The 26,006-nt window shown below is 43.2% G+C and carries 25 protein-coding genes and 2 tRNA genes; 12 read left to right on the top strand and 15 right to left on the bottom strand.

Going from position 1 to position 26,006, the window contains the following annotated elements:
• A partial coding sequence (locus tag FTU87_RS00005) for an integrase core domain-containing protein (protein ID WP_180096446.1) occupies positions 1–149 on the top strand: 149 nt, incomplete at its 5' end.
• A 23-nt stretch (positions 150–172) separates the two neighbouring features.
• Here the strand turns inward: FTU87_RS00005 and FTU87_RS00010 are convergent.
• From FTU87_RS00010 to pyrC, 4 genes are all read right to left on the bottom strand, one after another.
• On the bottom strand, positions 173–511 hold the full coding sequence (locus FTU87_RS00010; protein WP_257220443.1) for a hypothetical protein: 339 nt from the start codon (positions 509–511) through the stop codon (positions 173–175).
• Between the two features lie 163 nt (positions 512–674).
• Positions 675–750 (bottom strand) — tRNA-Glu (locus FTU87_RS00015).
• Positions 751–770: 20 nt separating this feature from the next.
• Entirely contained in the window at positions 771–1,430 is a 660-nt protein-coding gene (rnt, locus tag FTU87_RS00020) for a ribonuclease T (protein ID WP_034608604.1), read from the bottom strand.
• The gene (gene pyrC / locus FTU87_RS00025; protein WP_180096447.1) at positions 1,415–2,449 is read right to left on the bottom strand and encodes a dihydroorotase; all 1,035 of its coding nucleotides are present in this window, start codon (positions 2,447–2,449) and stop codon (positions 1,415–1,417) included. Before pyrC ends, rnt begins: the two co-directional genes overlap by 16 nt.
• 151 nt (positions 2,450–2,600) lie before the next feature.
• Between pyrC and FTU87_RS00030 the strand changes: the two genes are divergently transcribed.
• Positions 2,601–3,881 carry a diguanylate cyclase gene (locus tag FTU87_RS00030; protein ID WP_180096448.1) on the top strand — a complete coding sequence of 427 codons (1,281 nt, stop codon included), beginning with the start codon at positions 2,601–2,603 and terminating at the stop codon, positions 3,879–3,881.
• A 65-nt stretch (positions 3,882–3,946) separates the two neighbouring features.
• Here the strand turns inward: FTU87_RS00030 and argG are convergent, their stop codons facing one another.
• The gene (gene argG / locus FTU87_RS00035; protein WP_100328771.1) at positions 3,947–5,287 is read right to left on the bottom strand and encodes an argininosuccinate synthase; all 1,341 of its coding nucleotides are present in this window, start codon (positions 5,285–5,287) and stop codon (positions 3,947–3,949) included.
• A gap of 248 nt (positions 5,288–5,535) precedes the next feature.
• Here argG and FTU87_RS00040 point away from each other — a divergent pair, with 248 nt between their 5' ends.
• The 3 genes from FTU87_RS00040 (at position 5,536) to FTU87_RS00050 (ending at position 8,243) form a co-directional block, all read left to right on the top strand.
• A complete protein-coding gene (locus tag FTU87_RS00040; RefSeq protein ID WP_100534377.1) occupies positions 5,536–5,889 on the top strand; it encodes a hypothetical protein in 354 nt (117 codons plus the stop codon).
• 140 nt (positions 5,890–6,029) lie between these two features.
• On the top strand, positions 6,030–8,066 hold the full coding sequence (locus tag FTU87_RS00045) for an NADPH-dependent 2,4-dienoyl-CoA reductase (protein ID WP_180096449.1): 2,037 nt from the start codon (positions 6,030–6,032) through the stop codon (positions 8,064–8,066).
• A gap of 87 nt (positions 8,067–8,153) precedes the next feature.
• Positions 8,154–8,243, top strand: a tRNA-Ser gene (locus FTU87_RS00050).
• Between the two features lie 129 nt (positions 8,244–8,372).
• Here FTU87_RS00050 and FTU87_RS00055 read toward each other — a convergent pair.
• From FTU87_RS00055 to FTU87_RS00065, 3 genes are all read right to left on the bottom strand, one after another.
• Positions 8,373–9,344, bottom strand: coding sequence for a class I SAM-dependent methyltransferase (locus tag FTU87_RS00055; protein ID WP_005096395.1), 972 nt, complete (start codon positions 9,342–9,344; stop codon positions 8,373–8,375).
• 301 nt (positions 9,345–9,645) lie between these two features.
• Positions 9,646–10,344: a pirin-like bicupin family protein gene (locus FTU87_RS00060; RefSeq protein WP_180096450.1), complete on the bottom strand. Its 699-nt coding sequence runs from the start codon at positions 10,342–10,344 to the stop codon at positions 9,646–9,648.
• Between the two features lie 177 nt (positions 10,345–10,521).
• Complete coding sequence (locus FTU87_RS00065; protein WP_005171817.1) at positions 10,522–11,742, bottom strand: L,D-transpeptidase family protein; 1,221 nt, start codon at positions 11,740–11,742, stop codon at positions 10,522–10,524.
• A gap of 206 nt (positions 11,743–11,948) precedes the next feature.
• On the opposite strand from FTU87_RS00065, the gene hemE reads away from it, so the two are divergent.
• The 5 genes from hemE (at position 11,949) to FTU87_RS00090 (ending at position 17,964) form a co-directional block, all read left to right on the top strand.
• Positions 11,949–13,019 carry a uroporphyrinogen decarboxylase gene (gene hemE / locus FTU87_RS00070; RefSeq protein WP_005096398.1) on the top strand — a complete coding sequence of 357 codons (1,071 nt, stop codon included), beginning with the start codon at positions 11,949–11,951 and terminating at the stop codon, positions 13,017–13,019.
• Between the two features lie 10 nt (positions 13,020–13,029).
• The gene (locus FTU87_RS00075; RefSeq protein WP_005096399.1) at positions 13,030–13,830 is read left to right on the top strand and encodes a DUF817 family protein; all 801 of its coding nucleotides are present in this window, start codon (positions 13,030–13,032) and stop codon (positions 13,828–13,830) included.
• Between the two features lie 146 nt (positions 13,831–13,976).
• A complete protein-coding gene (locus FTU87_RS00080; protein WP_005096400.1) occupies positions 13,977–14,447 on the top strand; it encodes a DUF3015 family protein in 471 nt (156 codons plus the stop codon).
• A gap of 78 nt (positions 14,448–14,525) precedes the next feature.
• The gene (locus tag FTU87_RS00085) at positions 14,526–16,412 is read left to right on the top strand and encodes a DUF4105 domain-containing protein (protein ID WP_180096451.1); all 1,887 of its coding nucleotides are present in this window, start codon (positions 14,526–14,528) and stop codon (positions 16,410–16,412) included.
• Positions 16,413–16,575: 163 nt separating this feature from the next.
• Positions 16,576–17,964 carry a diguanylate cyclase gene (locus tag FTU87_RS00090; RefSeq protein ID WP_180096452.1) on the top strand — a complete coding sequence of 463 codons (1,389 nt, stop codon included), beginning with the start codon at positions 16,576–16,578 and terminating at the stop codon, positions 17,962–17,964.
• A 19-nt stretch (positions 17,965–17,983) separates the two neighbouring features.
• On the opposite strand, the gene FTU87_RS00095 is transcribed toward FTU87_RS00090, so the two are convergent.
• From FTU87_RS00095 to FTU87_RS00125, 7 genes are all read right to left on the bottom strand, one after another.
• Positions 17,984–18,544: a DUF4385 domain-containing protein gene (locus FTU87_RS00095; protein ID WP_180096453.1), complete on the bottom strand. Its 561-nt coding sequence runs from the start codon at positions 18,542–18,544 to the stop codon at positions 17,984–17,986.
• Positions 18,545–18,673: 129 nt separating this feature from the next.
• Positions 18,674–19,111 (bottom strand): hypothetical protein, encoded by a 438-nt coding sequence (locus tag FTU87_RS00100; RefSeq protein WP_005096405.1) that lies wholly within the window; start codon positions 19,109–19,111, stop codon positions 18,674–18,676.
• A 283-nt stretch (positions 19,112–19,394) separates the two neighbouring features.
• Positions 19,395–19,943, bottom strand: a complete 549-nt coding sequence (folE, locus tag FTU87_RS00105) for a GTP cyclohydrolase I FolE (protein ID WP_005096407.1) — start codon at positions 19,941–19,943, stop codon at positions 19,395–19,397.
• Positions 19,944–20,036: 93 nt separating this feature from the next.
• Complete coding sequence (locus tag FTU87_RS00110) at positions 20,037–20,720, bottom strand: Smr/MutS family protein (RefSeq protein ID WP_074383030.1); 684 nt, start codon at positions 20,718–20,720, stop codon at positions 20,037–20,039.
• Positions 20,721–20,915: 195 nt separating this feature from the next.
• The gene (gene trpC / locus FTU87_RS00115; protein ID WP_005096409.1) at positions 20,916–21,722 is read right to left on the bottom strand and encodes an indole-3-glycerol phosphate synthase TrpC; all 807 of its coding nucleotides are present in this window, start codon (positions 21,720–21,722) and stop codon (positions 20,916–20,918) included.
• A gap of 20 nt (positions 21,723–21,742) precedes the next feature.
• Entirely contained in the window at positions 21,743–22,789 is a 1,047-nt protein-coding gene (gene trpD / locus FTU87_RS00120) for an anthranilate phosphoribosyltransferase (protein WP_180096454.1), read from the bottom strand.
• Positions 22,790–22,798: 9 nt separating this feature from the next.
• On the bottom strand, positions 22,799–23,383 hold the full coding sequence (locus tag FTU87_RS00125) for an aminodeoxychorismate/anthranilate synthase component II (protein ID WP_005096412.1): 585 nt from the start codon (positions 23,381–23,383) through the stop codon (positions 22,799–22,801).
• Positions 23,384–24,194: 811 nt separating this feature from the next.
• Here FTU87_RS00125 and glnA point away from each other — a divergent pair.
• Together glnA and FTU87_RS00135 are read left to right on the top strand one after the other, a co-directional pair.
• Positions 24,195–25,610, top strand: coding sequence for a type I glutamate--ammonia ligase (gene glnA, locus FTU87_RS00130; protein ID WP_171063330.1), 1,416 nt, complete (start codon positions 24,195–24,197; stop codon positions 25,608–25,610).
• Positions 25,611–25,705: 95 nt separating this feature from the next.
• Entirely contained in the window at positions 25,706–25,984 is a 279-nt protein-coding gene (locus tag FTU87_RS00135) for a hypothetical protein (RefSeq protein ID WP_005096415.1), read from the top strand.
• Positions 25,985–26,006: the final 22 nt, after the last annotated feature.

The following is a 26,006-nucleotide window of genomic DNA, read 5'->3' on the forward strand; positions in this document are numbered from 1 at the left end:
ATCGGACCATACGTTATAGTTGGCTGAGCAAGCATTTATTTGATACTTTGGATGAAGTACAAGATTATGCAACAAACTGGTTGTGGCATTACAACCATGAAAGACCACATCAAGCTAACAAAGGAAAGCCACCTCTAATGGCTGCTTAACCTCTACTTTTAACTTCGGTTATTTATGGGAGGATTACCTGAGCACCATTGATAGAAATTTCAGAGGGTTTAAGTTCACCTTGTGAGCCTGCTGCTAACTGTGATTGGCTAAACTGCACATTCGGATTCACCTTTAAAAAATCAGTTATATTCTTTGAGCTATTCGGCGTTTTTGCTAAATCTTCTTTGCTATAAACCGTTTTCCCAACTTCATTTCCTTGCTGAGCTTCAATAATAATCGTGTTGAACTTAACCGTAGCTTCATTAGGGATGGATTCTTGATAACTGGATTCTTCTGCGAAACTAGAGGTTGATAAAGCTGCCAATATAGCAAGTGAAAGTGAAGAGTAGGCAAAACGCATGAGAAGGTTAAATCTTTGAAAGATAATGAAAGCGATTATCATTAACTTGATTGCTATAATCAATAGTAATGAGAATTATTTGCATTAATTGGGCTTTAAATGTGTAAGATTTAAGCAGCTTAAGTCGCTGAAAAATAAAAATATGAAAAGGGAGGAAAATATATGGCGTCCCTACGGGGATTCGAACCCCGGTTACCGCCGTGAAAGGGCGATGTCCTAGGCCTCTAGACGATAGGGACGTTTAGAAGATGGCGGTATCTTATTGATCCGCCACCAGAGTGTCAAGCAGGTGAGGCGCGAGTTTGTTTAAAATATAGCAAAACAGTTCAGCCGTCTTCTGTGTGTCATATAACGCAGAGTGAGCTTCTTTGCCATCAAAATCGATCCCGGCCTGAATACAGGATTTCGCCAGTACGGTTTGACCAAACATCACCGCACTCAAGGTCACCGTGTCAAACACAGAAAAACTATGGAACGGGTTCTGGTTTTTGGTGCCGGTACGGGCAATTGCTGCCTGAACAAAACCTAAATCGAAATGTGCATTGTGACCCACCAAAACCGCATGGGTACAGTTTTGCTGACGGCGCACGTCATTGACCGATTTGAAAATACGCTTTAATGCGGTTTTTTCATCTTCAGCCATGGCAATTCGCATCGGATTTGACGGATCAATGCCGATGAATTCCAGTGACCTACGATCGAGGTTGGCCCCTTCAAAAGGATTGATATGTGCATGGTAAGCTTGACCCGGCACAAACTGGCCATCCTCATTATAAACAATCGGAATGGCCGCAATTTCCAGCAATGCATCAGTCTGTGCATTAAAACCTGCCGTCTCGACATCGACAACTACAGGTAAGAATCCACGAAAACGTTGACCAATGATTGGGAGGGTTTCATTTGTCACACTTTTCTCCATTGAATGGTTTTACCCGCATAGAGCGGAATAATCTGTTCACCATCCAAATAGTCTAAACTTTCAGGGATTACTTGATCTTCTTTAACCAGTGTAATGGTGCTGGTATTACGTGGCAGGCCATAGAAGTCTGCGCCAAAGTGACTGGCAAAACCTTCCAGGCGTTCAATTTTACCCACCTGATCAAATGCCTGAGCATACAGCTCAATGGCAGTCGGCGCACTATAACATCCTGCACAGCCACACGCATTTTCTTTTGCATTTTTCGAATGCGGCGCGCTATCTGTTCCCAAGAAAAATTTAGGATTACCGCTGGTGGCCACTTCCAGCAAAGTTTGCTGATGTGTTTGACGCTTTAAAATCGGCAAGCAATAGAAATGCGGCTTGATCCCACCGACCAGCATGTCATTGCGGTTAAACAATAAATGTTGTGGCGTAATGGTTGCAGCGACATTACGGTCTTGCTCAAGTACAAAGTTTGCGGCTTCGCTGGTAGTAATGTGTTCGAGCACCAGTTTCAGCTTGGGAAATTGTCTAAGTAATGGTGCCAGAACTTCATCCAGGAAGCGCTTTTCACGGTCAAAAATATCGACATGATTATGAGTCACTTCACCATGTAGCAATAAAGGCACTTGGTGTTCTTCAAGCTGCTCAATCACCCCATAGACCTTGCTCATATCGCTTACGCCACTGTCGGAGTTGGTGGTCGCACCCGCAGGATAGAGCTTGATGGCATTAACATGCGCAGATTCTTTGATCTTTTTAACTTCGCTTGCCGGGATGTTGTCAGTGAAATACAGCACCATACGTGGGTCGAAATTTACCCCTTCAGGCACATGTGCCATGATGCGTTCACGATAGGCATTGGCCTCTTCGACGGTTTTTACGGGTGGCACCAGATTTGGCATGCAAATGGCGCGAGAAAACTGCTTGGCTAAATCGGGAACGGTACGTTGAAGTGCTAAACCATCACGCAGGTGAACGTGCCAATCATCTGGCTGGAGAATCGTAATCGTATTCAAGGCAAATTCAGTCGAACAAATAAAACAAATGATAATCCATCTATAGTAAAAATGGTAACGAGAAAGCGCTACAAAATAAGGGATATCTATAAATTAATTTGAAAAAGTATGTTATTTTAAAATTACTAAAAAAATTACATAAATACTTGCAATGGAATACAAGTACAGTTTAGCGAAATTACAAGATGACAAGGAAAACATAGAAGAATTAATTACACGCCAAAGTCAGCGTGTAGGCCCGGTTTTCCCTCAACATCTGGAACAGGAATTCTGGACAAAAAATCTGGAACGTGCCCGCAAACATGTCGAAAAATATGTTTGGGGTGGGGTATTGGCTTATTTTATTTTTCTGGTGGTGATGATCCCCACAGATTACTGGATTATCAGTAAAGAATATTTCGTGCATGATTTTGTGCTGTCTATGTTCGGGCTACTGAATGGCGGTATGTCATTAATTCTCTTTTATATGTTTTCCTGTTTACCCAAGATCAAGCGCTTTTTTCTGCAAGCTTCAATGCTGCTGGTATTCTGGATGCTGGTGTCAATTTCATGTATCACCATGTCGATTAAAACTGATGCCTTGCAGCATCAATCCATGGCGATAGTCACAATCGTGTATATCCTGGGTTATATCCTGACCGGTATTAAGCCTGTACAGATGCTGGTCACCGGACTGGTCGCTGCAGCAACGACCATTATTGTATTATCAATCATGGCCATAGACTTTAATCCGCTGGTTTTTGGGCGAATTCTGATTGGGAGTTGCTTACTGGGTTATGTAATTAGTCATATGATTTTCGCGCGTGAGCGTGTGATTTTTTTATACAGTATCCGGGCCAGAATCAGTGAGCAGATCCAGCGTATTCATACCACCGAATTATTACATTTAAGCCAGTATGATGAACTGACCAAGATTTCCAATCGGAGAACCTTCGATGAAACGCTTGAAGTGTATTTTGAACGGGCCCGTCGTGAAGACACTGCCTTGGCGATTCTGTTTATCGATGTGGACTTTTTTAAAAACTATAATGATTTTTATGGGCATCAGAAAGGCGATGATGTTATTTCAACCATTGCCAGAACCATCAAGAATGCGATCCGTCATATGGACTTTGTGGCGCGTTATGGCGGGGAAGAGTTTGTTGTGTTATTGCCAGAAACAGATGCACATGGTGCTTATGCCGTAGCTTCAAATATTTTCAAGGCGATTGACCGTCTGGAAATTCCCCATGAAAAATCTTTGGTTGCGAAACATATTACCATCAGTTTAGGCATTACCGTCTATCGTGGTGAAACAGATACTGATAAAGATATATTATTGGGAATTGCAGATCAGGCGTTGTATCGTGCCAAGCAGCTTGGGCGCAATAAGATTTATTATCAATCACTTCGTTCCGTCAACTCAGATACCGCTAATGGCTCGATGCTTTAAACATCAAGAACAACTATCCATAAAAAAACCGCTCATCAAGAGCGGTTTTTTAACAAAAACAAAACTTAGTTTTTGTCTTTCAGTTGTGGCACTGCAGAGGCTGTACCCACTGCAAGCAAACCAGTTTCTGTATAGATGCCAAGTTTTGCGCGGGTATCGGTAATGTCCAGATTACGCATGGTCAACTGACCAATACGATCCATTGGAGAGAACATAGAATCACCTTTCTCCATGGTCAAGCGCTCAGCTTCATAGGTCAGGTTAGGCGACTCAGTGTTCATGATGGTGTAATCATTACCACGACGCAGTTCTAAAGTCACAGTACCGGTCACGGCTTTAGCCACCCAACGCTGTGAAGTTTCACGCAACATCAGCGCTTGAGAATCGAACCAACGGCCTTGGTACAACAAACGGCCTAAACGTAAACCGTTGATGCGGTATTGTTCGATGGTATCTTCGTTATGAATACCGGTCACAAGACGCTCGTAAGCAATATGAAGCAGCGCCATACCCGGAGCTTCATAAATACCGCGAGATTTTGCTTCGATAATACGGTTTTCGATTTGATCCGACATACCTAGACCATGACGGCCACCGATACGGTTTGCTTCAAGAATGAATTCAACTGGATCTTCGATACGTTGACCGTTGATCGCAACAGGGAAACCTTCTTCAAAAGTAATCGATACTTCTTCAGCTTTAACTTCTACGTCATCTTTCCAGAAGGCAACGCCCATGATTGGATCCACGATTTTGATGCCCGCATTCAGGTATTCAAGATCTTTGGCTTCATGGGTCGCACCCAACATGTTTGAATCTGTTGAGTAGGCTTTTTCTTTTGACATTTTATAGTCAAAACCGTTGTCGATCAGGAACTGCGACATTTCTGCACGGCCGCCAAGCTCATCGATAAAGGTTTGGTCTAGCCAAGGCTTGTAAATTTTAAGCGCAGGGTTGGTCAACAAACCATAACGGTAAAAACGTTCAATGTCGTTACCTTTGTAAGTAGAACCGTCACCCCAAATATTGACGTCATCTTCTTTCATGGCAGTGACAAGCATGGTACCTGTAACAGCACGACCAAGAGGAGTCGTATTAAAGTAAGGAACACCGCCAGTTGAAATGTGGAACGCGCCACATTGAATTGCAGCAATACCTTCTAATGCAAGCTGTAAACGGCAGTCGATTAAGCGTGCTTTTACTGCGCCATAAGCTTCAGCTTTTTTTGGAATCGCATCGTAATCGTCTTCGTCTGGCTGACCCAAGTTCGCTGTGTAAGCATAAGGTTCAGCGCCTTTTTGTTTCATCCACAAAAGAGCAGCAGAAGTATCTAGACCACCAGAGAAGGCAATACCAACTTTTTTACCTACTGGGACATTCTGCAAGATAGTTGCATTATCAGACATTGTTCATCCTAATGATATGAAATAGGCACGCCATAATTGGTGGCCTGAAAAAATACATATTGTCTCAATTGTATCATTAATTTATTTAGGTTTGCTTTAGAAAAGAAAAACTCGTTTTAAAATCTATATTCAATAGGCTTAAATAATCATAAATCGCACGATTTTGAGCAGAATCCTGCTAAAAAATTAAAAATTCGCTATATTCAGCCGAATAAAGTTAAAAACTCAGATAAAACAGGAATAAATGCATGGCGACTCATATCCCACCCTTACCTAATTTAAATCCTAAAACCAAGAATGAAACGCTGGCACTGTTGCATGGGATTTATGCCGGTCTGATTGGTTTTAGTACACTGGTATTTTTATATCTGGAATATCAGCAAGCCAGTATTTCTACGCTGAGTTTAGGTATGGTGCTGCTGCTTTTAGGCGGCCTGGTATTTTTTAATATACAGGCCAGCATCAAAGTCAAACAGGGCAATGGTTCAGGACGGACTTTATCCAGAATTATGGCCATCCTGATGCTCCTGAGTTTTCCGATTGGTACAGTATTGGGCGTGATTGCATTATGGAAATCTAGCGCGCGACAATGGCAGGATTAATCCGCCAAATAGAAAGTGATCCTCTTCTAAAGATTGATATTTGTGCCTGAAAATGCTGAACTCCGGGTCATAAAAAGCCACTGAAAATCAGTTAAAGTAAGGGAATGACTTGCTCAGCCAAATATAATCAGGGATTTGTTATGACTACGACGCGCTATGCCAACATTTTAAAGCCACTGCATTTGGGTTTTACCACCATTAAGAACCGGGTGGTGATGGGGTCGATGCATACTGGCCTAGAAGATCGTTTTTATAATTATCCCAAACTGGCTGCGTATTTTGGTGAGCGTGCAAAGGGTGGCGCAGGTCTGCTGATTACGGGTGGAATATCGCCCAACCGTCAAGGCTGGTTGTTACCGGCGGGCGGTACCATGAATACTTTGGGGGACATTGCGCCGCATCGTTTGGTGACGCATGCAGTGCATAAGCATGGTGCCAAAATTCTGTTGCAGATTCTGCATGCCGGACGTTATGGCTATCAGCCTTTTGTGGTCTCGGCCAGCCCGATCAAGTCGCCGATTTCTCCCTTTAAACCACGTGAAATGTCAGATAAACAGATTCTGAATACCATTCAGGATTATGTCAGAACGGCCAGTATTGCCAAAAAAGCCGGCTATGATGGCGTAGAAATCATGGGTTCTGAAGGCTATTTGCTGAATCAGTTTTTAAGCCGGCATGTCAATCAGCGTGCTGACCGTTGGGGTGGCCCGATCGAAAACCGGATGCGTTTTGCCGTAGAAATTGTCAAAGCGATTCGTGAGGAAATTGGCGAAAAATTTATTATCTGTTTCCGTTTGTCGCTTCTGGATCTGGTACATGATGGCAATACCATGCAAGATGTGATTACCGTGGCTAAAGCTTTGGAAAAGGCGGGGATTACTTTACTCAATACCGGTATTGGCTGGCATGAAGCACGTATTCCCACCATTGTGACTTCTGTACCGCGTGCAGCTTTTGTCGATTATACCGCTGAAGTGAAAAAGCACGTGGCGGTGCCGGTCATTGCATCGAACCGGATCAATATGCCAGATACTGCTGAAGAAATTCTGGCTTCCGGCCAGGCAGACATGGTGCAGATGGCACGTCCATTCTTGGCAGATGCCTTCTGGGTCAATAAAACCGCGACCAATCGTGTTGATGAAATCAATACCTGTATTGCCTGTAATCAGGCCTGTCTGGATCATACCTTTAAAAACCAGCGCGCAACCTGTCTGGTCAATCCACGTGCCGGCTATGAAACCGAACTGGTCTATGTCAAAACCAAAAAAGCCAAAAGTATTGCAGTGGTCGGTGGTGGTGTTGCAGGGCTGTCTGCGGCCACAGTCGCAGCCAGTCGCGGGCATGATGTGACGCTGTTTGAGGCCAGTCATGAAGTGGGTGGACAGTTTAATCTGGCTAAAGTCATTCCGGGGAAAGAAGAGTTTCACGAAACGATTCGTTATTTTAAAGTCCAATTGGAAAAAACCGGCGTTGATGTGCGATTAAATACCCAAGTGAACCGTGAACAGCTGGAACGTGAAGGTTTTGATGAAGTCATTGTCGCGACTGGTGTCGTGCCGCGAGCGCTTAAGATCGAAGGCAGTCAGGCACCGCAAGTCTTGTCTTATGCAGAAGTACTACGCGGTGCGCCAGTCGGAGATCGTGTTGCAGTCATTGGTGCAGGCGGTATTGGTTTTGATGTGTCCGAGTTTTTGTTAAAGCCGCCGCATCAGGTACAGCCGCAACCTGTGAATGAATGGAAACGTGAATGGGGTGTAGACCCGAATCCAAATTATGTCAGTGAAGGCGGCATGCAAGGTGCAGAAATTGAAGCACCTATTCGTGAAATTTATTTATTACAACGTAAAAAGACACCGCTTGGCGCAGGCCTAGGCAAGACTTCAGGCTGGGTACATCGTGCCCAATTAAAAAAACACGCGGTGCGCATGTTGCGCGGTGTGCAATATAAATCTGTTACCGATGAAGGCTTATGGATTGAGGTGGATGACCACGCTCAATTATTGCGTGTGGATAGTATTGTAGTGTGTGCAGGACAGGAGTCGGTAAAAGATTTGATGCCACTTGCCGGGGAAAATACCTTGGCACAATATCATATTATTGGTGGGGCTAAACTGGCTGCCGAGCTGGATGCCAAGCGTGCCATTCGTGAAGGAGCCGAATTGGCCGCCAAATTGTAGGGATTTGATGAAACTATATGCAGTTAATCAGATTCACTGTAACTTTCACTTGTCAGTTGCATAAAAGCGCCGTATTATTGCGCCCATGGAAGCGTGGCAGAGCGGTTTAATGCACCGGTCTTGAAAACCGACGAGGGTGTGAGTCCTCCGTGAGTTCGAATCTCACCGCTTCCGCCAAATTTTAAAAACCCCAATCGAAAGATTGGGGTTTTTTATTGCTGATGAATTTTACAGAATGATTTAAAATAAACGGATCTTGAAGAGGTCCGATATTTAAAAAGTCGATAATTTATAAAAAGATATTCTTCAATCGCATACTTCAATCTTAATCAGAGCCAGAGCAATTCTTTCCACATGCTGATAAGCAGGTTGCTCTAATTCTTCACCAAAAATATCCGGATCAATTTCCTCATAAGACCAGTGAATATTTTGATGCTGCTGCATCAGGTCTTGCAGATACTGTAAAAATCGATTGCCATTTCGTGTGATGGTAGCGCCGGTATATAAAAATAAACGGCCGCCTGAATTTAGCCTTTGCAGGCCTTGTTTTATAATTTTAAAAGATAATTCATTGCCATCGAGCTCATTACCTCCGTGTCGATATTGCCGTTGCTCAGGATCAATTAAATAAGGTGGATTGGCAAAAATCAGGTCAAACTGACCTTCAAGATTGGAAAATAAATTGCTCTGTACAGGAGAGATTGAAGCAAAACCCGAAAAATCAATGTTGAGCTGACTATAGAGCAAAGCTTTGGGGTTTAGATCTGCTACAAAGATTTCCTCATGATCCGGAAAGTATTTGGCGATACTGATGGCAGCAGCAGAGGTGCCACAGCATATTTCAGCAGCCCGTTTGAAAGGGCGAGGTTCGGTGGCTAGATATTGCTTGAGATGATAGACAAAGCGATAAGTATCGGGACCAAAAAAAACAGCATCCTGTTGTGTGGTCGGAAAGGAAGAGTGAATAAAGAGTTCACCTTCCAGTGAAGCGACTCTGACCAGACTGGTGTATTGCTCATCCTGAACCTGTAGAAGTTGCTGTTTTGCCAGCAAGGAAAAAAGAACCGGATCAAGATCGGTTTTGCTAAATTCCAGATTCCAGCCAAATATATCCTGCAGGGTTATTTCCTGATTTTTCTCGTTTCTTTTACGATCTAAAATCCGTTGATGCGACAACGGGGTAATGGCTGTGAACTGATAGTTTTGTTGTTTTAAAAACGCTAGTAAAAAATGCAGAGCATGTTGCTGGTGATTCTGAATTTCTAAAATCTGGTTCATAAGCGTTGCTCTTTGGTTTATTTAAAATCAATACAAAGCTGGATAGACGTTGAATCCCATATAAGACCATGACCAGATCAGCCATTCGCGATGCGTTCATTCAATAGAAATGAATCAGCTTCATCTTCGCCTGAAATGCCAGAATTTTAAGTAAAAAACTGATGTGAATTGGTGTGATTTTTATAGCTGTTTTTAAAAAATTATCTTCTGATAAAGCTTCTGTCTGCTTTTATTCTCGATTCACCCATCATGGCTATTCATCAAAGTGATTAATAGCCATGATGGGTGAGAGCCTTAAAACTTAGTGAGGCACTTCTGGTAAATCAAACCAGATCACTTGCGCATCATCGATGGCTTGAATCTCTGAGTCATCCAGAAAAGCAATTGCACCACCCGCCTCAACTCTATGTTCTGCAATCTGCACAGTGCCAGAAACTACATGAATATAATTGATCTGCTGGGTGGCCTGCACTTGCAAACTTTGACCTTGCTGAATTACCGCAGTTTTGACTTCAGCATTCTGACGAATATGCATCGGCGCATTGTCATTCGGTCCACAAATTAAATGCCACTGGTTGGGCTGCTCATGCGGATCCAGACGAATTTGCTGATAATTCGGTTTGGCATCCTGTTCATTGGGAATAATCCAGATTTGCAGTAAATGTACCTGCTCATCGCCCTGATTCATTTCACTATGACGAATACCTGTTCCGGCACTCATGAGCTGCCATTCACCCGCAGCAATGCCGCCATGATTGCCCATGCTGTCCTGATGAGTAATGGTTCCTTTCAGTACGCAGGTCAGGATTTCCATATTGTCATGGGGATGGGTTCCAAAACCCTGATGCCCATCGATTAAATCATCATTAATAACACGTAAGGCACTGATCCCCATATACTTGGGATCATACCAGTTACCAAATGAGAAGCTGTGCTTAGACTCCAGCCAGCCCATTTTTACATGACCACGATTTTCGCTAGGATGTAGAAAAGCCTTCATGATTTCATCTCGATCTTATTTTCAACTTGAGATCATCATACTGTTGTTTTAAGCTCAAAAAAATCTCAAATAGGCGACATATCATTGCATTTTTGCAACGATATATCAGCTTAAAATCAAGTCATAAAAAAGCCCACTGAAAAGCGGGCCATTTTATTCAAAGCATTTTACGGATCATTATTCTAAGAAACGAACAGTTACGCCAGATTTGACTTTACGGCCAAGATCATTGGCATCCCAGTTGGTCAGACGGATACAACCGTGTGAATAGGATTTAGAAATCATGGACGGATTCGGTGTGCCGTGAATACCAAATGATTTTTTGTTGAGACCAATCCAGACATTACCGACCGGGCCGTTTGGACCTGGTGGTAGAGACAGTGGTTTGGTGTTTTTACCTTGAACAAAGTTACTTGGCGAGTAGCTATACCAAGGATTTGGTGCAACGCCGGTGATTTTATAAGTACCCGTTGGTGAAGGCGTACTGGTATTGCCGATACTGGCAGGGAATGAGCCGATCATTTGATTTTTACTGTTAAATAAGTACAGTTGTTTGGCACCTTTATGTGCAACAATCAAGTGAATACCTTCTGGTAGCTCATTACGAACATTGGTCACCAGAATCTTTTGGCCGACTTTGTTAAAATTAGCACCTGGATTCAACTTCTTCAGGAAGTTTTCATCCATATGGAACTTTTCACTGAGCATTTCAGATGCGCTGGTGTAGTACAAACCTTTCATTTTCGCCTGTAGCGCATAATCTGAAGGAATCGATTTGGCAAATGGTCCTGCCAGATCTTTTTCAGTAATGGTGTACTCTACAAAGGTCGGCTTGGAACCCTGACGTGCCACCAGTTTGTCCCAGGTTTCCTGCGTCAGTACGCCATTTGGCTTGATGCCATTCATTTGCTGGAAAGAGGCAATTGCTTTCAGTGTGTTCTTGCCGCTGGTACCATCAATCGCACCCGGTGAAGCGTGGGCATTGTTGAGCATGACATGTGCACGTGCGTAGACCGGAAATTGACCTGCACCAATGTTTTCATACCACTGGGCATTGTTTAAGCCGTCTAAAGTCCACGAAGCTTTGGTCGCAGCAGAGTTCGTCGGGGCCTTGGTATTTGGTGCTGCACCAATGTCGGCAGATTGATCTTCGGTATCTTGTAGCTCATTCAGTGCTTCAGAGGCCTGATTTAAGTCTTGTTGTTCTTGCGCCGTAATTTTGGCTTCAGCCGGTGCTTGGGCGGCTGAAGCTTCAGTCGCGAGTGGATCAATAGGATCCTGGACTGAAACATCGGTAACAACTTGCGGGTTCAATGGTTGTTCAGCAGTAGACGCAGCAAAAACAGTACCTGCGAAAATGCAACCTAAACTCACAGCGAGCATTGTGCGAACGAACATGTAAATCAACCTTAAAATTATTTCTTTAAAAATGTGAAAAAACACTATAAGTATTACAGAAAAAATGTGGAGATGCAGTAGTTGTTTTGTGTAAAACATCACATTTGGCCGCTTAAGCTGATCGGTTTTTAAAGTCAGCAGAAGTTATTAAAAATACAACCTTTTTGTTATGATATGGCGAATATCAAAGATAGATAGGAAAGTAAATGACGACCTTAAAAAATGATCGTTTTCTGCGCGCCTTGTTGCGTGAACCTGTAGATGCCACTCCGGTATGGATGATGCGTCAGGCGGGCCGTTATTTACCAGAATATCGCGCAACGCGTGCTCAGGCAGGAGATTTCCTTTCTCTTTGCAAAAATACTGAACTGGCCTGTGAAGTGACCTTACAGCCTTTACGCCGTTATGATCTGGACGCCGCGATTTTGTTCTCTGACATTTTGACAGTGCCTGATGCTTTAGGTTTAGGATTGTATTTTGAAGTGGGTGAAGGGCCTAAATTTCATAAAACTGTCCGTACCGAGCAGGATGTCGCAAATCTGCCGGCCTTTAATGCAAAATCGGATCTGGATTATGTGATGAATGCAGTGTCGACCATTCGTTCGGCCTTGGGTGGCCAGGTTCCTCTGATCGGTTTCTCTGGCAGTCCGTGGACCTTGGCGACTTATATGGTGGAAGGTGGTTCAAGCAAGGATTTCCGTTTCACCAAAAATATGATGTATGCACAGCCTGAAGTGCTGCATGCTTTGCTGGAACGTCTAGCCGATGCCGTGATTGATTATCTGAATGCGCAGATTGATGCAGGTGCACAAGCGGTACAGATTTTTGATAGTTGGGGCGGCGCACTGGCACATCGTGAATATATTGAATTCTCGCTCAACTATATGAAGAAGATTGTTACTGGCTTGCACCGTGAAAAAGATGGCCGCAAGATTCCAGTAATTCTGTTTACCAAAGGTGGCGGTCAGTGGTTGGAACCGATGATCGCTACAGGCGCAGATGCCTTTGGTCTGGACTGGACCACACCACTGGATGTAGCACGTCAAACCGTTGCGGGTCGTGCTGCGCTTCAGGGTAACCTCGACCCTGCGACCTTATATGGTTCATCGGAAACTATTATTAAGGCGACCAAAGCCATGCTGGATGATGCTTATGCCAATGGTGAAAAAACCGGTTATGTAGCAAACCTCGGCCACGGCATTACCCAGTGGGTCGATCCAGCCAATCCAAAAGCCTTTATTGATACCGTACATGAGTATAGTGCTAAATATCTTTAGGATTTAAACCTTGATCGATCTATTCAAATCAGGGTTTGAATTTACCTATAAGGCAGCTTCGGCTGCCTTATTTGGGATTCTACTCCTGCTGGCGTTTGCACTCACTGCTGCCATGGGCAGTGATCTGTTTTACGGTTTTTACCGTTATGACTATCTGTTATTTTTTGCCCTGCTCATTCAGGTGCTGCTGCTTTATACCAAACTGGAATCCTGGGCCGAAGCCAAAGTGATTGCGCTGTTTCATCTCATGGCCATGGTGATGGAAATCTTTCTGACCCATCCTGCGATTGCCTCCTGGTATTATCCACAACCGGCAATCTTTAAAATTATGACCGTGCCTTTATTTGCCGGTTTTATGTATTCTGCGGTCGGCAGTTTTTTTGCGCGTTCCTTGCGTTTATATCAGGTCTCATTTGAAAAGTTGCCAGGCTTTCGCCATATGTTGCTGCTGGCGGTGTTGTCTTATATCAACTTTATGAGCAAGTTTTTTATTCCTGACTATCGCATGCTTTTATTTGTCTGGAGCGTGCTGATGTTCTGGAAAACTAAAATTCGTTTTCAGTTGAATCAGCACGCTTTTCAGTTGCCAATGTTACCGATCTTGCTGCTGCTGGCCTTTATCATCTGGATTGCCGAGAACATCAGTACCTTTTATCAGATCTGGCTCTATCCAAGTCAGATTGAACAATGGCATATGGTGGGCTGGGGCAAACTCGGGTCCTGGTATTTGTTGTTATTGCTGAGTCTGGTCTTGGTACTGAAGATTTTAGGGCAGCGCAATTTACATGGCGACTGGACGCTGAAAGAGTAATGGAATTATTCAGGTTATGTTTATGTAAAGCATGCATTTTTTCGATTGCGCCAAACCTGACTTATCGCTACTCTGCTGAGTGTGTAAGTCAAATTACATAATGAGAGTAATAACAAAGATTGCATGAGAATAACTGGAGAATAAGTATGTTGAAAAAAATTATGCTGGCGGCAGTATTAGCGACTGGTTCAAGTATGGCGATGGCTGACCGAGATGTCGGCTGTGGTATCGGAAGTCAGGTGTGGGCCGGTCAGACTGGTATTATTCCTAAACTTTTAGCAGGTACCACCAACGTTCTTTTCACGAATCAATGGCTCGGGATCACGTTTGGTACTTTGGGTTGTAGCCAGGGTGGAACAGTCACCGCTCAAGTGGTGACTTTTACCAATGAAAATGCTGAAGCACTGGCGCGTGATATGGCAGTGGGTGAAGGTGAAAGCCTGAATGTTCTGGCCGAACTTCTGAATATCAAATCTGAAGACAAAGGCCATTTCTTTAACATTTCCAAGCAGAATTTTTCTGAAATCTATTCCGAACAAAACCAGAATACCCTTCAAGTTCTGAGTTCATTACAAACAGTGATGGCCAAAGATGAAGTATTGAAATCTTACATCTGATCCGCACTTTGAAAACCCTGCTGCTCTGGCAGGGTTTTTCTTATGACTCAAAGAAATTGACGAGAATAAGTTAACTGAATGAAATATGCGTTCTTCATGTTGGGTCTGGCCTTCAGTCCCTTAAGTTTTGCAAACGAAATTAATCCGGATATCCAGCATTATCTCGATCAGGCCAAAAGCAAACGCCTAGATCAGAGCACCACCTGGCAGCGTCTGATGTATGCCAATTCTAAAGGCCACAGCGAGGTCGATTATTCAGGCTATTTTCTGGCAGAGCAGGGAAAGACTGATCTCAAAAAAGAAATACAGCATAATATTCAGGCCTTATTTGGCAGTACAGAACCGAATCAGTCCATCCGTTGTAAGTTTCCGGCCCGAAGCAGCTGGTTAATGCAGCAGCTGGATATTTCCGAACAGCAATTACCTGAAGTGAGTTGTCCGGATTTTGATCGATGGATTGCTGAGGTCAAGCCCTATCAGGCCACGCTGATTTATGCCACAGATTTTATGGGTAATCCCAGTTCGATGTTCGGGCATACCTTGTTGCGTCTAGATCCCAAAGATCAACAGCAGCTCAACCTGATTTCCTATGCCGTCAACTATGCCGCAACCGTCGACGGCAATGACAACTGGTCATTTGCCTGGAAAGGACTGACCGGACAATATCTGGGTGAATATTCCCTGATGCCGTATTATCGCAAGGTCAAAGAATATGGCGACTTTGAAAGCCGGGATTTATGGGAATATGAATTAAATTTAACTCCACAAGAGACCCGGTTTCTGGTGCAGCATCTTTGGGAAATGCAAAAGGTGAGTTTCCCTTATTATTTTATCAATGATAATTGTGCTTATCGCTTGCTGGGGCTATTCGATCTGGTGCGTCCTGAGTTGAATCTACAAAAACAGTTTAATTCGACTGCCATTCCGATCGAAACCTTGAAAGTGGTAGAACAGCAGGGCTTGATCAAACAGAAAGTTTATCGTCCTGCCCTGGAAACACAGTTGCTGGCTCAATCTAGACAGCATGGCAAAGCTTTGGCAAAAAAGGCTCATCAGCTGGCTTATGCAGAAACAGGTACCATGCCTTCAATGTTGCAAACTTATCCGGCAGAGGATCAGGCCAAAGTGCTGGAAATGGCCTATGATCATCTATATCTGGATTTTCTCAGACAGAAAGTAGATGAGTCCTTTGCCCAGCCACGTTTTCGCAAGTTATTGGGCTTAAGAAGTCAGCTGGCTATCGAGAAACAGCGTCAAGCACCTGAGCGTTCGAAAACAGATCCAGTACAAAGTCATCATGCACGAAATATCAGTTTTGAGGCCGGACAGGTTCAGGGCGAATCCTTTGTTCAGCTTGGGCATCGGCAGGCTTATCATGATTTAATCGATCCACAGGGTGGTTTGCGTACCGGCACACAACTGCTGTTTCTGGATGGGGCATTACAATATCGTAATAGTGAACTCAAACTGGAACATCTGGATTTACTGGCCGTCAATTCCTATAACCCGATTAATCCATTTAATACGCCCTTATCTTGGGGTTTTAATCTGGGCTGGACACAGGAAGCCTTAGACCGTCATGGCCAGTTTAGCGAAGAGCAACAGCATGGCGTCGCCGGTTTTAAGACCCAAGCGGGCTATAGCTGGGCAAATGCGAGCCGCGAACATTTGTGCTATGCACAAATGCAAACTCACGTTCAGGCGGGCAAGGCGCTCGATCAGGGTTGGCGCGTAGGAGCAGGGCCAACTTTGGGCTGCCAGAATATCTGGACTGATCAGATCAACAGTCTGGTGCAAGTGGAACTGCCTTATTGGGAAGATTCGCATCGCTGGCATCTGAAGCTAAATACCCAATTGCAATATGCCTTTACTGCACAGAATGCGGTTCGATTGTCTTGGGAATATCAGCAACAACAGGCGAAAGACTGGGATCAATGGAGTTTGGGCCTGATCCGTTATTTTTAAACGGCTTATATATTTTAAGGGCTAGTTTACGAAACTTTTCCTGTGAATCATCGATCAGTATAATTGGAATAATCTTGTCGATATTTTAGTTAATGCACCCGAATTTTGTTATATTTGTCACATAATGTTAGTGCAAATTGCAGTGTTTTGGGGAATAGGGCGTATGAATAATGAATGCATGGCAATGCTGGCCGAACAATGGAGGCAGATCTGTCAGAATTATTCAGCAGATGATCTATTGCATGCATTTCATTTTGTTCAGGAACATTCTGTTATTCTGGTCGAAGAATTCTATAAGAATATGCTCTTAGAAAAAGAATCGGCCCAGTTCCTGACCGAACAGATGGTTCAGCAGCGTTTGCGTAATACTTTGATTCAATGGCTGTCAGAAAGTTTTAGCGTACCGATCAACAAGAGTTATGCGCAAGCCGTACAAAAGCAGGCGATGGTTGGACATGTACATGCCCGAGTCGGTATCCCTTCCTGGTTAATCATGCGCGGTGTCCGTGAAATTGAACGCAAGGTTTTTGAACTGTTGCAAGCATCTTCTCAAAACAGCATGCTGACCGCCTGCAGTTATATTGTGCAAATCATGGGATTTGCCACAGAAATCATGTGCCGTTCTTATGAAGCCAAAACAGCCGTGAATCAGGAAATCAAACACAGTTACCGTGTTTTTTCAGCCATGCAGGATGTGGCGGTACAAAAAGACAAACAGCGCAGCTCATTGCTGGACTGGGAAAATGAACTGATGTTCAAGGTCTTTTCGAGCCCTGACAATTTAAAGCATCCGATGTTGTCCAAATCTGAGTTCGGTTTATGGTTTATCCATAAAGCCTCTTATGCTTTTACCGGTTCGGACCAGGTCGATTTAATCATTGAGCGGATTTATCAGATTGATGCAATTAATCAGACCATCATGGATTGTACGGATAAAAATAATGTCTTGGGGCTGATTCAACAAATCCGTGACTTAAACCGTGAAATTCAACTGCTGGTCGATCAGTTATTTCAGGTTGCGGAATATATTGAATCAGGCAATGATTCATTGACCCAGTTGTTAAATCGCCGTTATTTAAATACGGTGATTTCTCGTGAAATCACTTTTTCCCGTAAAAATCATACACCTTTGTCTTTACTTGCGATGGATGCCGATTTCTTTAAAAGTATCAATGATAAATTTGGACATGCCGCAGGTGATCTGGCACTTAAATTTATTGCCGAAGCGCTGCAAAAATACAGTCAGGGCAGTGATTATGCCTTCCGGGTCGGTGGGGAAGAATTCTTATTGTTGCTGGTCGACACAGATAAACAACGTGCCTTAAGTATTGCCGAAAGTATTCGTAAATATGTTGAAAATGGCATGATTAAAGCCGCGCAAGGACAACAGTTTAAAATCACGATCAGTATTGGATGTACGCTCTATGACGGGCATCCGGATTATCAGCGATTTTTAGATGCTGCGGATGCCGCACTGTATATGGCGAAAAATACCGGTCGTAACCGGGTCTATATGGCACAGCCACCCTCAAATCCAGTGGGGCAGCAATGATCCAGCTAGCTTAAAAGTTTTATTCCTCTGCCGTATGTTGCTGGATAAATTCCTGAAATTTTCGCTTTTGCTGAATATAGTCTGGATGGTTTTTCGCATCATTCCATTTTTGTTTAAAAATGTTGGCGGCCGCTGCTTTGACCGGATCTTCGTGGCTGCGTGGCAATTCTGAACGGCCATGTGCGCCGCTTAAGCCTTTCTTATCTTGCGGAACCGGCCCATTATATTTTTTCCCACCTTTATGGTTGGCGTAACGGCGGGCACGGGTATAACCCATCTGTAAAAACTTGCGTGCCATGTCCGCACCGATAAAATCATCTTGTTTTAAATAAGCTAGGAATAGCTGATAAATTTTGTCACTGCTGGCTTGGGCTTTTTCTTCATCCGCAAAGCGCCAGTGCGGCAGAATTTCAGATTTATAAGGCTCCACCAATAATACGCCTTGTTCTCCTCGGCCAATTCGGTACAACTCGGGCCGTTTGCGAAAATTAATCTTTTCGAAGTCCAGAGAATAATCAAAACTATTCGACACCACCCGTGACTGACGTTTTGGCGGCGGATTTTTGGCTGCTGGACTCATATCTTTGCCTTATATTTAGAAGAGTAGATATCACCCAATAAAGAACACACTAAAAAATATAAAATAATTCTACTGATCTACTCACCCGAGATCAGGATCAAGAAAAGCCCCAGTCATGGGGCTTGGATTTTACTTTGACTTTTTCGAACTGGTCTTCGAGGTTTTGGCTTTATCAGACTTGCTCTTGGACGAAGTGCTTGACTGCTTTTTGGCCGGTGCTGATTTTTTTGAAGAAGATTTTTTCGTCTTGCTGTCTTCATCTTTGCTCTTATTGCTGCTTTTCGCTTTAGCCGGTTTTTTCGCTGAAGATGTTTTCAGGTCTTTGGCTTTATCGCTGCCTTTAGAACTCGCACTTTTCTTCGCCTTTACTTTTTCATCTTTACTGGCATTCTCTTTTTTAGAAGATGCTGCTTTAGATTTAGCACTTTCAGCTTTTTTGCTGACTTTGCGATCGCTGTCCTTGTCACTGCTTTTGTTTGACTTCTTCAGTTTTTCATCTTGCGTCTTTTTAGCAGTTTTTGCAGATTTCTTGCTGTCTTTGTCCTGATTGTTTTTGCTATTCGCCATGGTCATTTTCCTTGTCATTAAAAATCAAGCAGAAAGATATAAAGCTGTTTGCTGTATATCAACGTCAATTTACTTTAAGCGAGGACTAACTGGATTAAAACTTTATCATGTATCTAAATGTAGGCTTGTTGCAAAGATAAGCAGCAATTGTTTAGCTGCAAGTATAACGAATGCAAATTTGGTCAACAGCAGCTGTGATATCGATATTCTCTGACCAGAGCAGTTTATAAGAAATTAAAAAAACCCCGAATGATCGAGGCTTTAAATAATTGGCTTTTAAGGCTTAGTAGCTTTCTGGCACTGCACTTAAAAACTCACGGCGGGTTTCTTTATCAGTTTTAAAATCACCAATAAAAGAGACTGTACGTGTGGTCGATTCCTGTTTGCCCACACCACGCATCATCATGCACATATGTGCAGAATCAATCATCACGGCGACACCACGTGCTTTGGTGATTTCCGCCACTGCTTCTGCAATTTGCTGGGTCAAGTTTTCCTGGATTTGCAAACGACGCGCAAACATTTCAGTAATACGGGCAAATTTGGACAGGCCCAAGACATGACCTTCTGGTAAATAGGCGATATGGACACGGCCATAAAATGGTAATAAATGATGTTCACATAAGGAATAGAATTCGATGTTTTTGACCAGCACCATTTCACGGTTGTCGGAAGGAAAGACCGCTTTGTTGGTGACTTCTTCAAGTGTTTGACTATAACCCGAGGTTAAATATGAAAATGCTTTGGCAGCACGCACAGGCGTATCTTTGAGACCAGGGCGATTGAGATCTTCGCCAACGGCAGTAAGAATGTTTGCGTAGGATTGCTGCATAGTCATATGACGTATTCACTTAAACTGAGAATGAACAAGGACGGCATTGTAGCAGAAAACTTTTACAATGCCTTGTTTTGAGGCGAAAACCGGTTACTGTTTAAACTTTGGATTCTTTTCTGCACGTTTTAGCAGAACCAGAACTGCACCAGTACCGCCTTGTTTTTCAGGCGCACTGACAAAAGCCAAAACATCGCGATGCTGACGCAGCCAACCATTCACATAGGTTTTTAAAATCGCTTCCGGGCCTTTACCGTGTACGATCTTAATCACGTTCTGGTTTTCATCTTTGGCGATCTGGATAATTTGTAGCACCGCCTGACGCGCTTCTTCCACGGTACAGCCATGCAGATCCACAGCTTCAAACCAGCGTAAATTGCCGGCTTTTAAGTCTTCAAACACTTTATGCTGCAAGGTGGCAATGCGATAGCTCAAGTTGGCCTGACTCCCGACAGGATTGAGCATGGCCTGCGTGTCCGATAATGCCATGGCATCTGTTTCCATCGGGCCAGTCGCCGCTGCACGCTTTGCCAGAACTTGTGCATCCGGTTTTTTCTTGCGTGGTTTGTCCAATTGAACGGTATTTCCCGATTCAATTTTTTGCACGCCCTGCATTTGCTTGCGGAATAATTCCAGTTCTTCTAAAGCTTCTTGCTCGACAGTCTTTTCAACGGGTGCAGCAACAACCGCAGGGGTATGTGGCTGTGTAATTTGCTTCTTAAAAGATTTCAGCAGGTTGTACTGATCTTTAGATAATGAAGAATCGTGTTTACTCATAATGTAAAAACAAGGAAGATGCGGAATTTAACAGAATTATAGTCTGAAAATAGATAAAGGAGAAATGAATTGCTTGCATGACATGCTTCGGTATTTGTGAATTCACATGATGCCATTTCTTTTCTTATCAATCCTGAAAATAAAAAAGCCCAATCCTGAAATTGGGCTTGGTCTAAGTATTAAACTAGTCAATAGTTAAACAGATTCCGGCTCACCAAACAGGTTACGGAATGCATGATCAGGTCGAGGCTGTTTCATAAAACTTTCACCGACCAGAAAGGCATGAATATCATGCTGCTGCATCATCGCCACATCGGCAGGAGTAGCAATACCACTTTCAGTGACTAACAGGCGGGAAGGATCGAGTAAGTTCTTTAAACGAATCGAGGTATCTAAATCGACATCGAAGGTTTTTAAATTACGGTTATTCACACCCAGCAAGCAGCGATCTGAAAGTTTCAGCGCACGTTCCAGTTCTGCTTCATCATGTACTTCAACTAAAACATCTAAATTATGCTCAAAAGCAGTCTTCGACATTTCTTCCAGTTGCTGATCTGACAGACATGCCACAATCAGTAAAATACAATCTGCATCTAAGGCACGTGCTTCAATGACTCCATAAGGATCGATCAGGAAATCTTTGCGCAGCGCCGGCAGGTCACAATGCGAACGGGCAATCTGAATATTTTCATCTGCACCCTGAAAAAAGTCCACATCGGTCAGGACAGATAAACATGCGGCACCCGCATCTTGATACTGTGCTGCAATTTCCGCAGGATTAAAATTCTCACGAATAATCCCCTTAGATGGTGAGGCTTTCTTGATTTCAGCAATTACACCCGGACGTTTTGACATTAAAGACTGGGCAAAACCACGCACAGCTGATGCACCTTGAGCCAGCTCTTCCAGATCTTTATAGCTTTTCTGCTTTAAACGTAGAGCAAATTCTTCCGTTTTACGGTCAACAATCTTGCCTAAAATTGTATTTGCGATATCCACCATGATCAAAATTCCTGACCGAATTAAGCTTCGTATTGTTTAATGGTTTTGGTAAATTCAGACAGCACACTCATTTTCTCCAGAGCCTGGCCGCCATAAATAATGTCATGTGCCAATGCAACACCATGTTTATAGCTGCTGGTCAAACCGGAGACATAAATACCTGCACCCGCGTTGAGGGCAATCATATTGGCCGCTTTATCACCGATCTCTGATTTTTTCTTGCCCAATGCATCCTTGATTAATGCCAGACTCTGTGCAGAATCTTCTACAATTAAACCAGTCAAGGTTTGGGATTCGATATTAACCAATTCAGGGGTAATTTCCCATTCAGTCACTTCGCCATTTTTTAGCTCTGCCACATACGTTGCAGAGGCAAGACTGATCTCATCCAGCCCGTCGCGAGAATGCACCACCATCACATGTTCAGCACCGAGCTGTTTCATTACTTCTGCAATTGGACGGCACAGTTCATTGGAAAACACGCCAATGACTAAGCGATTGACGCCGGCCGGATTGGTCAGCGGGCCAAGTAAATTGAAAATGCTGCGAATCCCCAATTCTTTACGTGGGCCGATTGCATATTTCATGGCTTGATGATGATTGGGTGCAAACAGGAAACCGACACCGACATCACGGATACAGCGCTCGGTCTGCTGCATATTCAGGTCCAGATTAATCCCGGCCTGTTCCAGTAAATCTGACGACCCTGATTTGGTCGAAACGCCGCGGTTACCATGTTTGGCAATGGTTGCGCCCGCTGCTGCAATTACAAATGCGGAAGCAGTAGAGACATTAAACAGGTTCTGGCCATCACCGCCTGTACCGACAATATCGACTAAATAGGGAATATCACTGACATCAATTTTGGTAGCCAGTTCACGCATGACCCGTGCGGCTGCGGTAATTTCATCAATGCTTTCACCTTTAAGGCGTAAACCCATCAGCAGGGCACCAATCTGGGCATCAGTGGTTTCACCTGACATGATGGCACGCATCACGTCTTGCATTTGATCCTGAGTCAGGTGAATGTTTTTGGTAATATTGTTTAAAGCTTGTTGAATATTCATAAGATGTTCTTAGGCATAAATTTCGAGAAAGTTTTTAAAGATTTGATGGCCATGCTGGCTCAGGATCGATTCAGGATGGAACTGCACGCCTTCGACCGGCAATGTCTTATGTTTTACCCCCATAATTTCTTCCATAGAGCCATCGGCTTCATTGGTCCAGCAGGTCACTTCCAGACATTCAGGCAAGGTGGCTTGATCAATCACCAGGGAATGATAGCGCGTTGCAGGAAATGGCGACGGAAGATTACTGAAAATCCCGGTATCGCTGTGGTACATATCCGACAGACGGCCGTGCATGACACGTTTGGCACGTATGATGTCACCGCCAAATGCCTGACCAATACTCTGATGGCCGAGACAAACGCCCAATAAAGGAATTTTTCCAGCAAAATGCTGAATCGCAGGAATCGAAATGCCTGCTTCACTCGGCGAGCATGGGCCGGGGCCAATCACTAAATACTTGGGTTGCCATCGCTCTATATCTTCCAATGTCACGGCATCATTACGGACTACTTTTACTTCTTGATTCAGTTCGCCAAAATATTGAACGATGTTATAAGTAAAGGAGTCATAGTTGTCGACCATTAAAAGCATGAGCTTAACCTATTGAAATTAATGCACTTAACTGTGCTAAAGTTGTCCAGATCGTACTTTATTTGCGCTTATTGCAAGCACGGGTGTACCACGACTAAATCATTGATTTCATTGTGTGAAAATAAAGCACTATTCATCATAGCAAAAAATAGCCGTATTCGGCGCAACAATTTTGCTCAATTTATTTGCTTTAAAAGCATCTGTATCAACTGGAATAAAATTTTAATCATGATTTAAAGTAATAGACTTACTTAAGGAAACTTTAGAATTTATATTTTTTAGGGAAAAATTGATAAGTTAAAAATAATCAGCAATATTGATCTAAAATCTGTTGAAAAAAGCATCACTTGAATAATAGAAATTTATATAGACTATGGTATAGAAAGTATATTTAAAGAAAATGCATCAAAATATTCACTGAGCAACTGCATGTTGCAGATTTCTGTTTGCCTCAGACCATGAGAAAAGAGTCAATTTTTAGCAACATATGGGTGTTTTTTTAAACAAATACACGAAAAAGTAGCAAATTTTATATAAAAAACTATGTTTTTAATACACTTCTATAGGTGATTGCACTATTTAGGTGCGCTAAAAAATAAAGCCGAAATAAAATAAATGAAGAATGCCTGAATATAGTGCATTTAGTTTCTCAACTAGTATAATAGTCGCAAAGTATTTTTGTCACTTCATGATTTCTTATATAGATTTCAAGATTTTATCTATACTTTGAATAGTTGGTACGGTAATTGCTTAATGACTACCAACTACTAACACGCACGTAACGAGTGCAACAAAAATTCATCGGAGCAAAATGAGCATGGCGAACAAAGTCCTTCAACTCATCCAAGAAAGTGGCGCGAAATGGGTCGATTTCCGTTTTACGGATACTAAAGGTAAAGAACAACATGTGACTTACCCAGCAGATACAATCGACGAAGATACTTTTGAAGACGGTAAAATGTTCGACGGTTCTTCAATTGCTGGTTGGAAGGGCATCGAAGCATCTGACATGATTTTACGCCCAGATGCAGAAACCGGTTTCATCGACCCGTTCTTTGCCGAGCCTACAGTTGTTGTGACTTGTGATGTGATTGAGCCTTCTACAGGTCAGGGTTATGACCGTGACCCACGTTCGATTGCTCGCCGTGCTGAAGAATACCTAAAATCAACAGGTATTGGTGATACAGCATTCTTTGGCCCAGAACCAGAATTCTTCGTATTTGACGAAGTAAAATGGGAAATCGATATGTCTGGCGCGCGCCATACATTGATCGCTGAAGAAGCGGCCTGGTCAACCAACAATGACTACGAAGGTGGTAACTCTGGTCACCGTCCACGCGTAAAAGGTGGTTACTTCCCGGTTCCTCCAGTTGATTCTTCACATGATATGCGTGCAGATATGTGTGCCAAAATTGAAGACATCATGGGCCCAGGTCGTGTAGAAGTACATCACCATGAAGTTGCATCTTGCCAGTTGGAAATTGGTGTAAGCTTCAACACCATGGTTCGTAAAGCGGACGAAGTTCAACAGTTTAAATATGCGGTTTGGAACGTTGCGCATCAATATGCGAAAACAGCAACCTTTATGCCTAAACCAATGGTTGGCGATAACGGTTCTGGTATGCACGTTCACATGTCGATCTCTAAAGATGGCAAGAACCTGTTTGCTGGTGATGAATATGCAGGCCTTTCAGAAATGGCATTGTACTTCATTGGCGGTATTATCAAACATGCGCGTTCATTGAATGCATTAACCAACCCTTCTACAAACTCGTACAAGCGTCTGGTTCCGCATTTTGAAGCACCGATTATGCTGGCTTACTCAGCGCGTAACCGTTCTGCATCTATCCGTATTCCTTACGTGTCAAGCCCGAAAGGCAAGCGTATTGAAGCTCGCTTCCCAGATCCGATGATGAACCCCTACCTCGGTTTCGCGGCATTGTTGATGGCAGGTATCGACGGTATTCAAAACAAGATTCACCCAGGTGAAGCGGCTGACAAAAACCTGTACGATCTTCCTCCTGAAGAAGAAGCGAAAATCCCGACAGTGGCGCATAGCCTGGATATGGCGCTTGAAGCACTTGAAGCAGATCATGATTACCTGCTGAAAGGTGGCGTGTTCACGAAAGACATGCTTGATGCCTATATCGAACTTAAAACTGAAGAAGTGCGTCGTTTAAACACCACCACTCACCCAGTTGAATTCGAGATGTACTACAGCCTGTAATTCTTTCAAGAATTTCCCTGTAAAAAACCCGCGCATGTCGCGGGTTTTTTCTATACTGGGTTAATATAAAGCAAAGAATGTTGAATTAGATTGTTATGGCTAAACCACGTAAAAAACATACCGGATTTTTTCCTTGGAATGATCCTAAAGACCATGCACAAGGTTTTAAGTTAAATTTTTCTGAAGTTACATATTTGGAAGTAGGGCATACCATTGAAGGTTATAAACAAGCACAGTTTGTTGAACTGAAAAATCCTGAACTGGCACTTACATTTGACTATCCAAAAGAGTTTTATTTAAGCGCTGAAGGCTTAATTTTAATTAAAACACCCCAAGGCAAATTTGAAGTGATTGCTAAAGCAGATAACTGTTAAACATGACGTATTTTTCTAAAAA

Source organism: Acinetobacter sp. YH12156 (assembly GCF_013418235.1).
Taxonomy (GTDB): Bacteria; Pseudomonadota; Gammaproteobacteria; order Pseudomonadales; family Moraxellaceae; genus Acinetobacter; species Acinetobacter pseudolwoffii.

Excerpts from the sequence above, each read along its gene's own strand:
- FTU87_RS00010 (WP_257220443.1), bottom strand. The coding sequence starts at position 511 with ATGCGTTTTGCCTACTCTTCACTTTCACTTGCTATATTGGCAGCTTTA.
- rnt (WP_034608604.1), bottom strand. The coding sequence starts at position 1,430 with ATGGAGAAAAGTGTGACAAATGAAACCCTCCCAATCATTGGTCAACGT.
- FTU87_RS00030 (WP_180096448.1), top strand. The coding sequence starts at position 2,601 with ATGGAATACAAGTACAGTTTAGCGAAATTACAAGATGACAAGGAAAAC.
- argG (WP_100328771.1), bottom strand. The coding sequence starts at position 5,287 with ATGTCTGATAATGCAACTATCTTGCAGAATGTCCCAGTAGGTAAAAAA.
- FTU87_RS00040 (WP_100534377.1), top strand. The coding sequence starts at position 5,536 with ATGGCGACTCATATCCCACCCTTACCTAATTTAAATCCTAAAACCAAG.
- FTU87_RS00045 (WP_180096449.1), top strand. The coding sequence starts at position 6,030 with ATGACTACGACGCGCTATGCCAACATTTTAAAGCCACTGCATTTGGGT.
- FTU87_RS00055 (WP_005096395.1), bottom strand. The coding sequence starts at position 9,344 with ATGAACCAGATTTTAGAAATTCAGAATCACCAGCAACATGCTCTGCAT.
- FTU87_RS00060 (WP_180096450.1), bottom strand. The coding sequence starts at position 10,344 with ATGAAGGCTTTTCTACATCCTAGCGAAAATCGTGGTCATGTAAAAATG.
- FTU87_RS00065 (WP_005171817.1), bottom strand. The coding sequence starts at position 11,742 with ATGTTCGTTCGCACAATGCTCGCTGTGAGTTTAGGTTGCATTTTCGCA.
- hemE (WP_005096398.1), top strand. The coding sequence starts at position 11,949 with ATGACGACCTTAAAAAATGATCGTTTTCTGCGCGCCTTGTTGCGTGAA.
- FTU87_RS00080 (WP_005096400.1), top strand. The coding sequence starts at position 13,977 with ATGTTGAAAAAAATTATGCTGGCGGCAGTATTAGCGACTGGTTCAAGT.
- FTU87_RS00085 (WP_180096451.1), top strand. The coding sequence starts at position 14,526 with ATGAAATATGCGTTCTTCATGTTGGGTCTGGCCTTCAGTCCCTTAAGT.
- FTU87_RS00090 (WP_180096452.1), top strand. The coding sequence starts at position 16,576 with ATGAATAATGAATGCATGGCAATGCTGGCCGAACAATGGAGGCAGATC.
- FTU87_RS00095 (WP_180096453.1), bottom strand. The coding sequence starts at position 18,544 with ATGAGTCCAGCAGCCAAAAATCCGCCGCCAAAACGTCAGTCACGGGTG.
- FTU87_RS00100 (WP_005096405.1), bottom strand. The coding sequence starts at position 19,111 with ATGGCGAATAGCAAAAACAATCAGGACAAAGACAGCAAGAAATCTGCA.
- folE (WP_005096407.1), bottom strand. The coding sequence starts at position 19,943 with ATGCAGCAATCCTACGCAAACATTCTTACTGCCGTTGGCGAAGATCTC.
- FTU87_RS00110 (WP_074383030.1), bottom strand. The coding sequence starts at position 20,720 with ATGAGTAAACACGATTCTTCATTATCTAAAGATCAGTACAACCTGCTG.
- trpC (WP_005096409.1), bottom strand. The coding sequence starts at position 21,722 with ATGGTGGATATCGCAAATACAATTTTAGGCAAGATTGTTGACCGTAAA.
- trpD (WP_180096454.1), bottom strand. The coding sequence starts at position 22,789 with ATGAATATTCAACAAGCTTTAAACAATATTACCAAAAACATTCACCTG.
- FTU87_RS00125 (WP_005096412.1), bottom strand. The coding sequence starts at position 23,383 with ATGCTTTTAATGGTCGACAACTATGACTCCTTTACTTATAACATCGTT.
- glnA (WP_171063330.1), top strand. The coding sequence starts at position 24,195 with ATGAGCATGGCGAACAAAGTCCTTCAACTCATCCAAGAAAGTGGCGCG.
- FTU87_RS00135 (WP_005096415.1), top strand. The coding sequence starts at position 25,706 with ATGGCTAAACCACGTAAAAAACATACCGGATTTTTTCCTTGGAATGAT.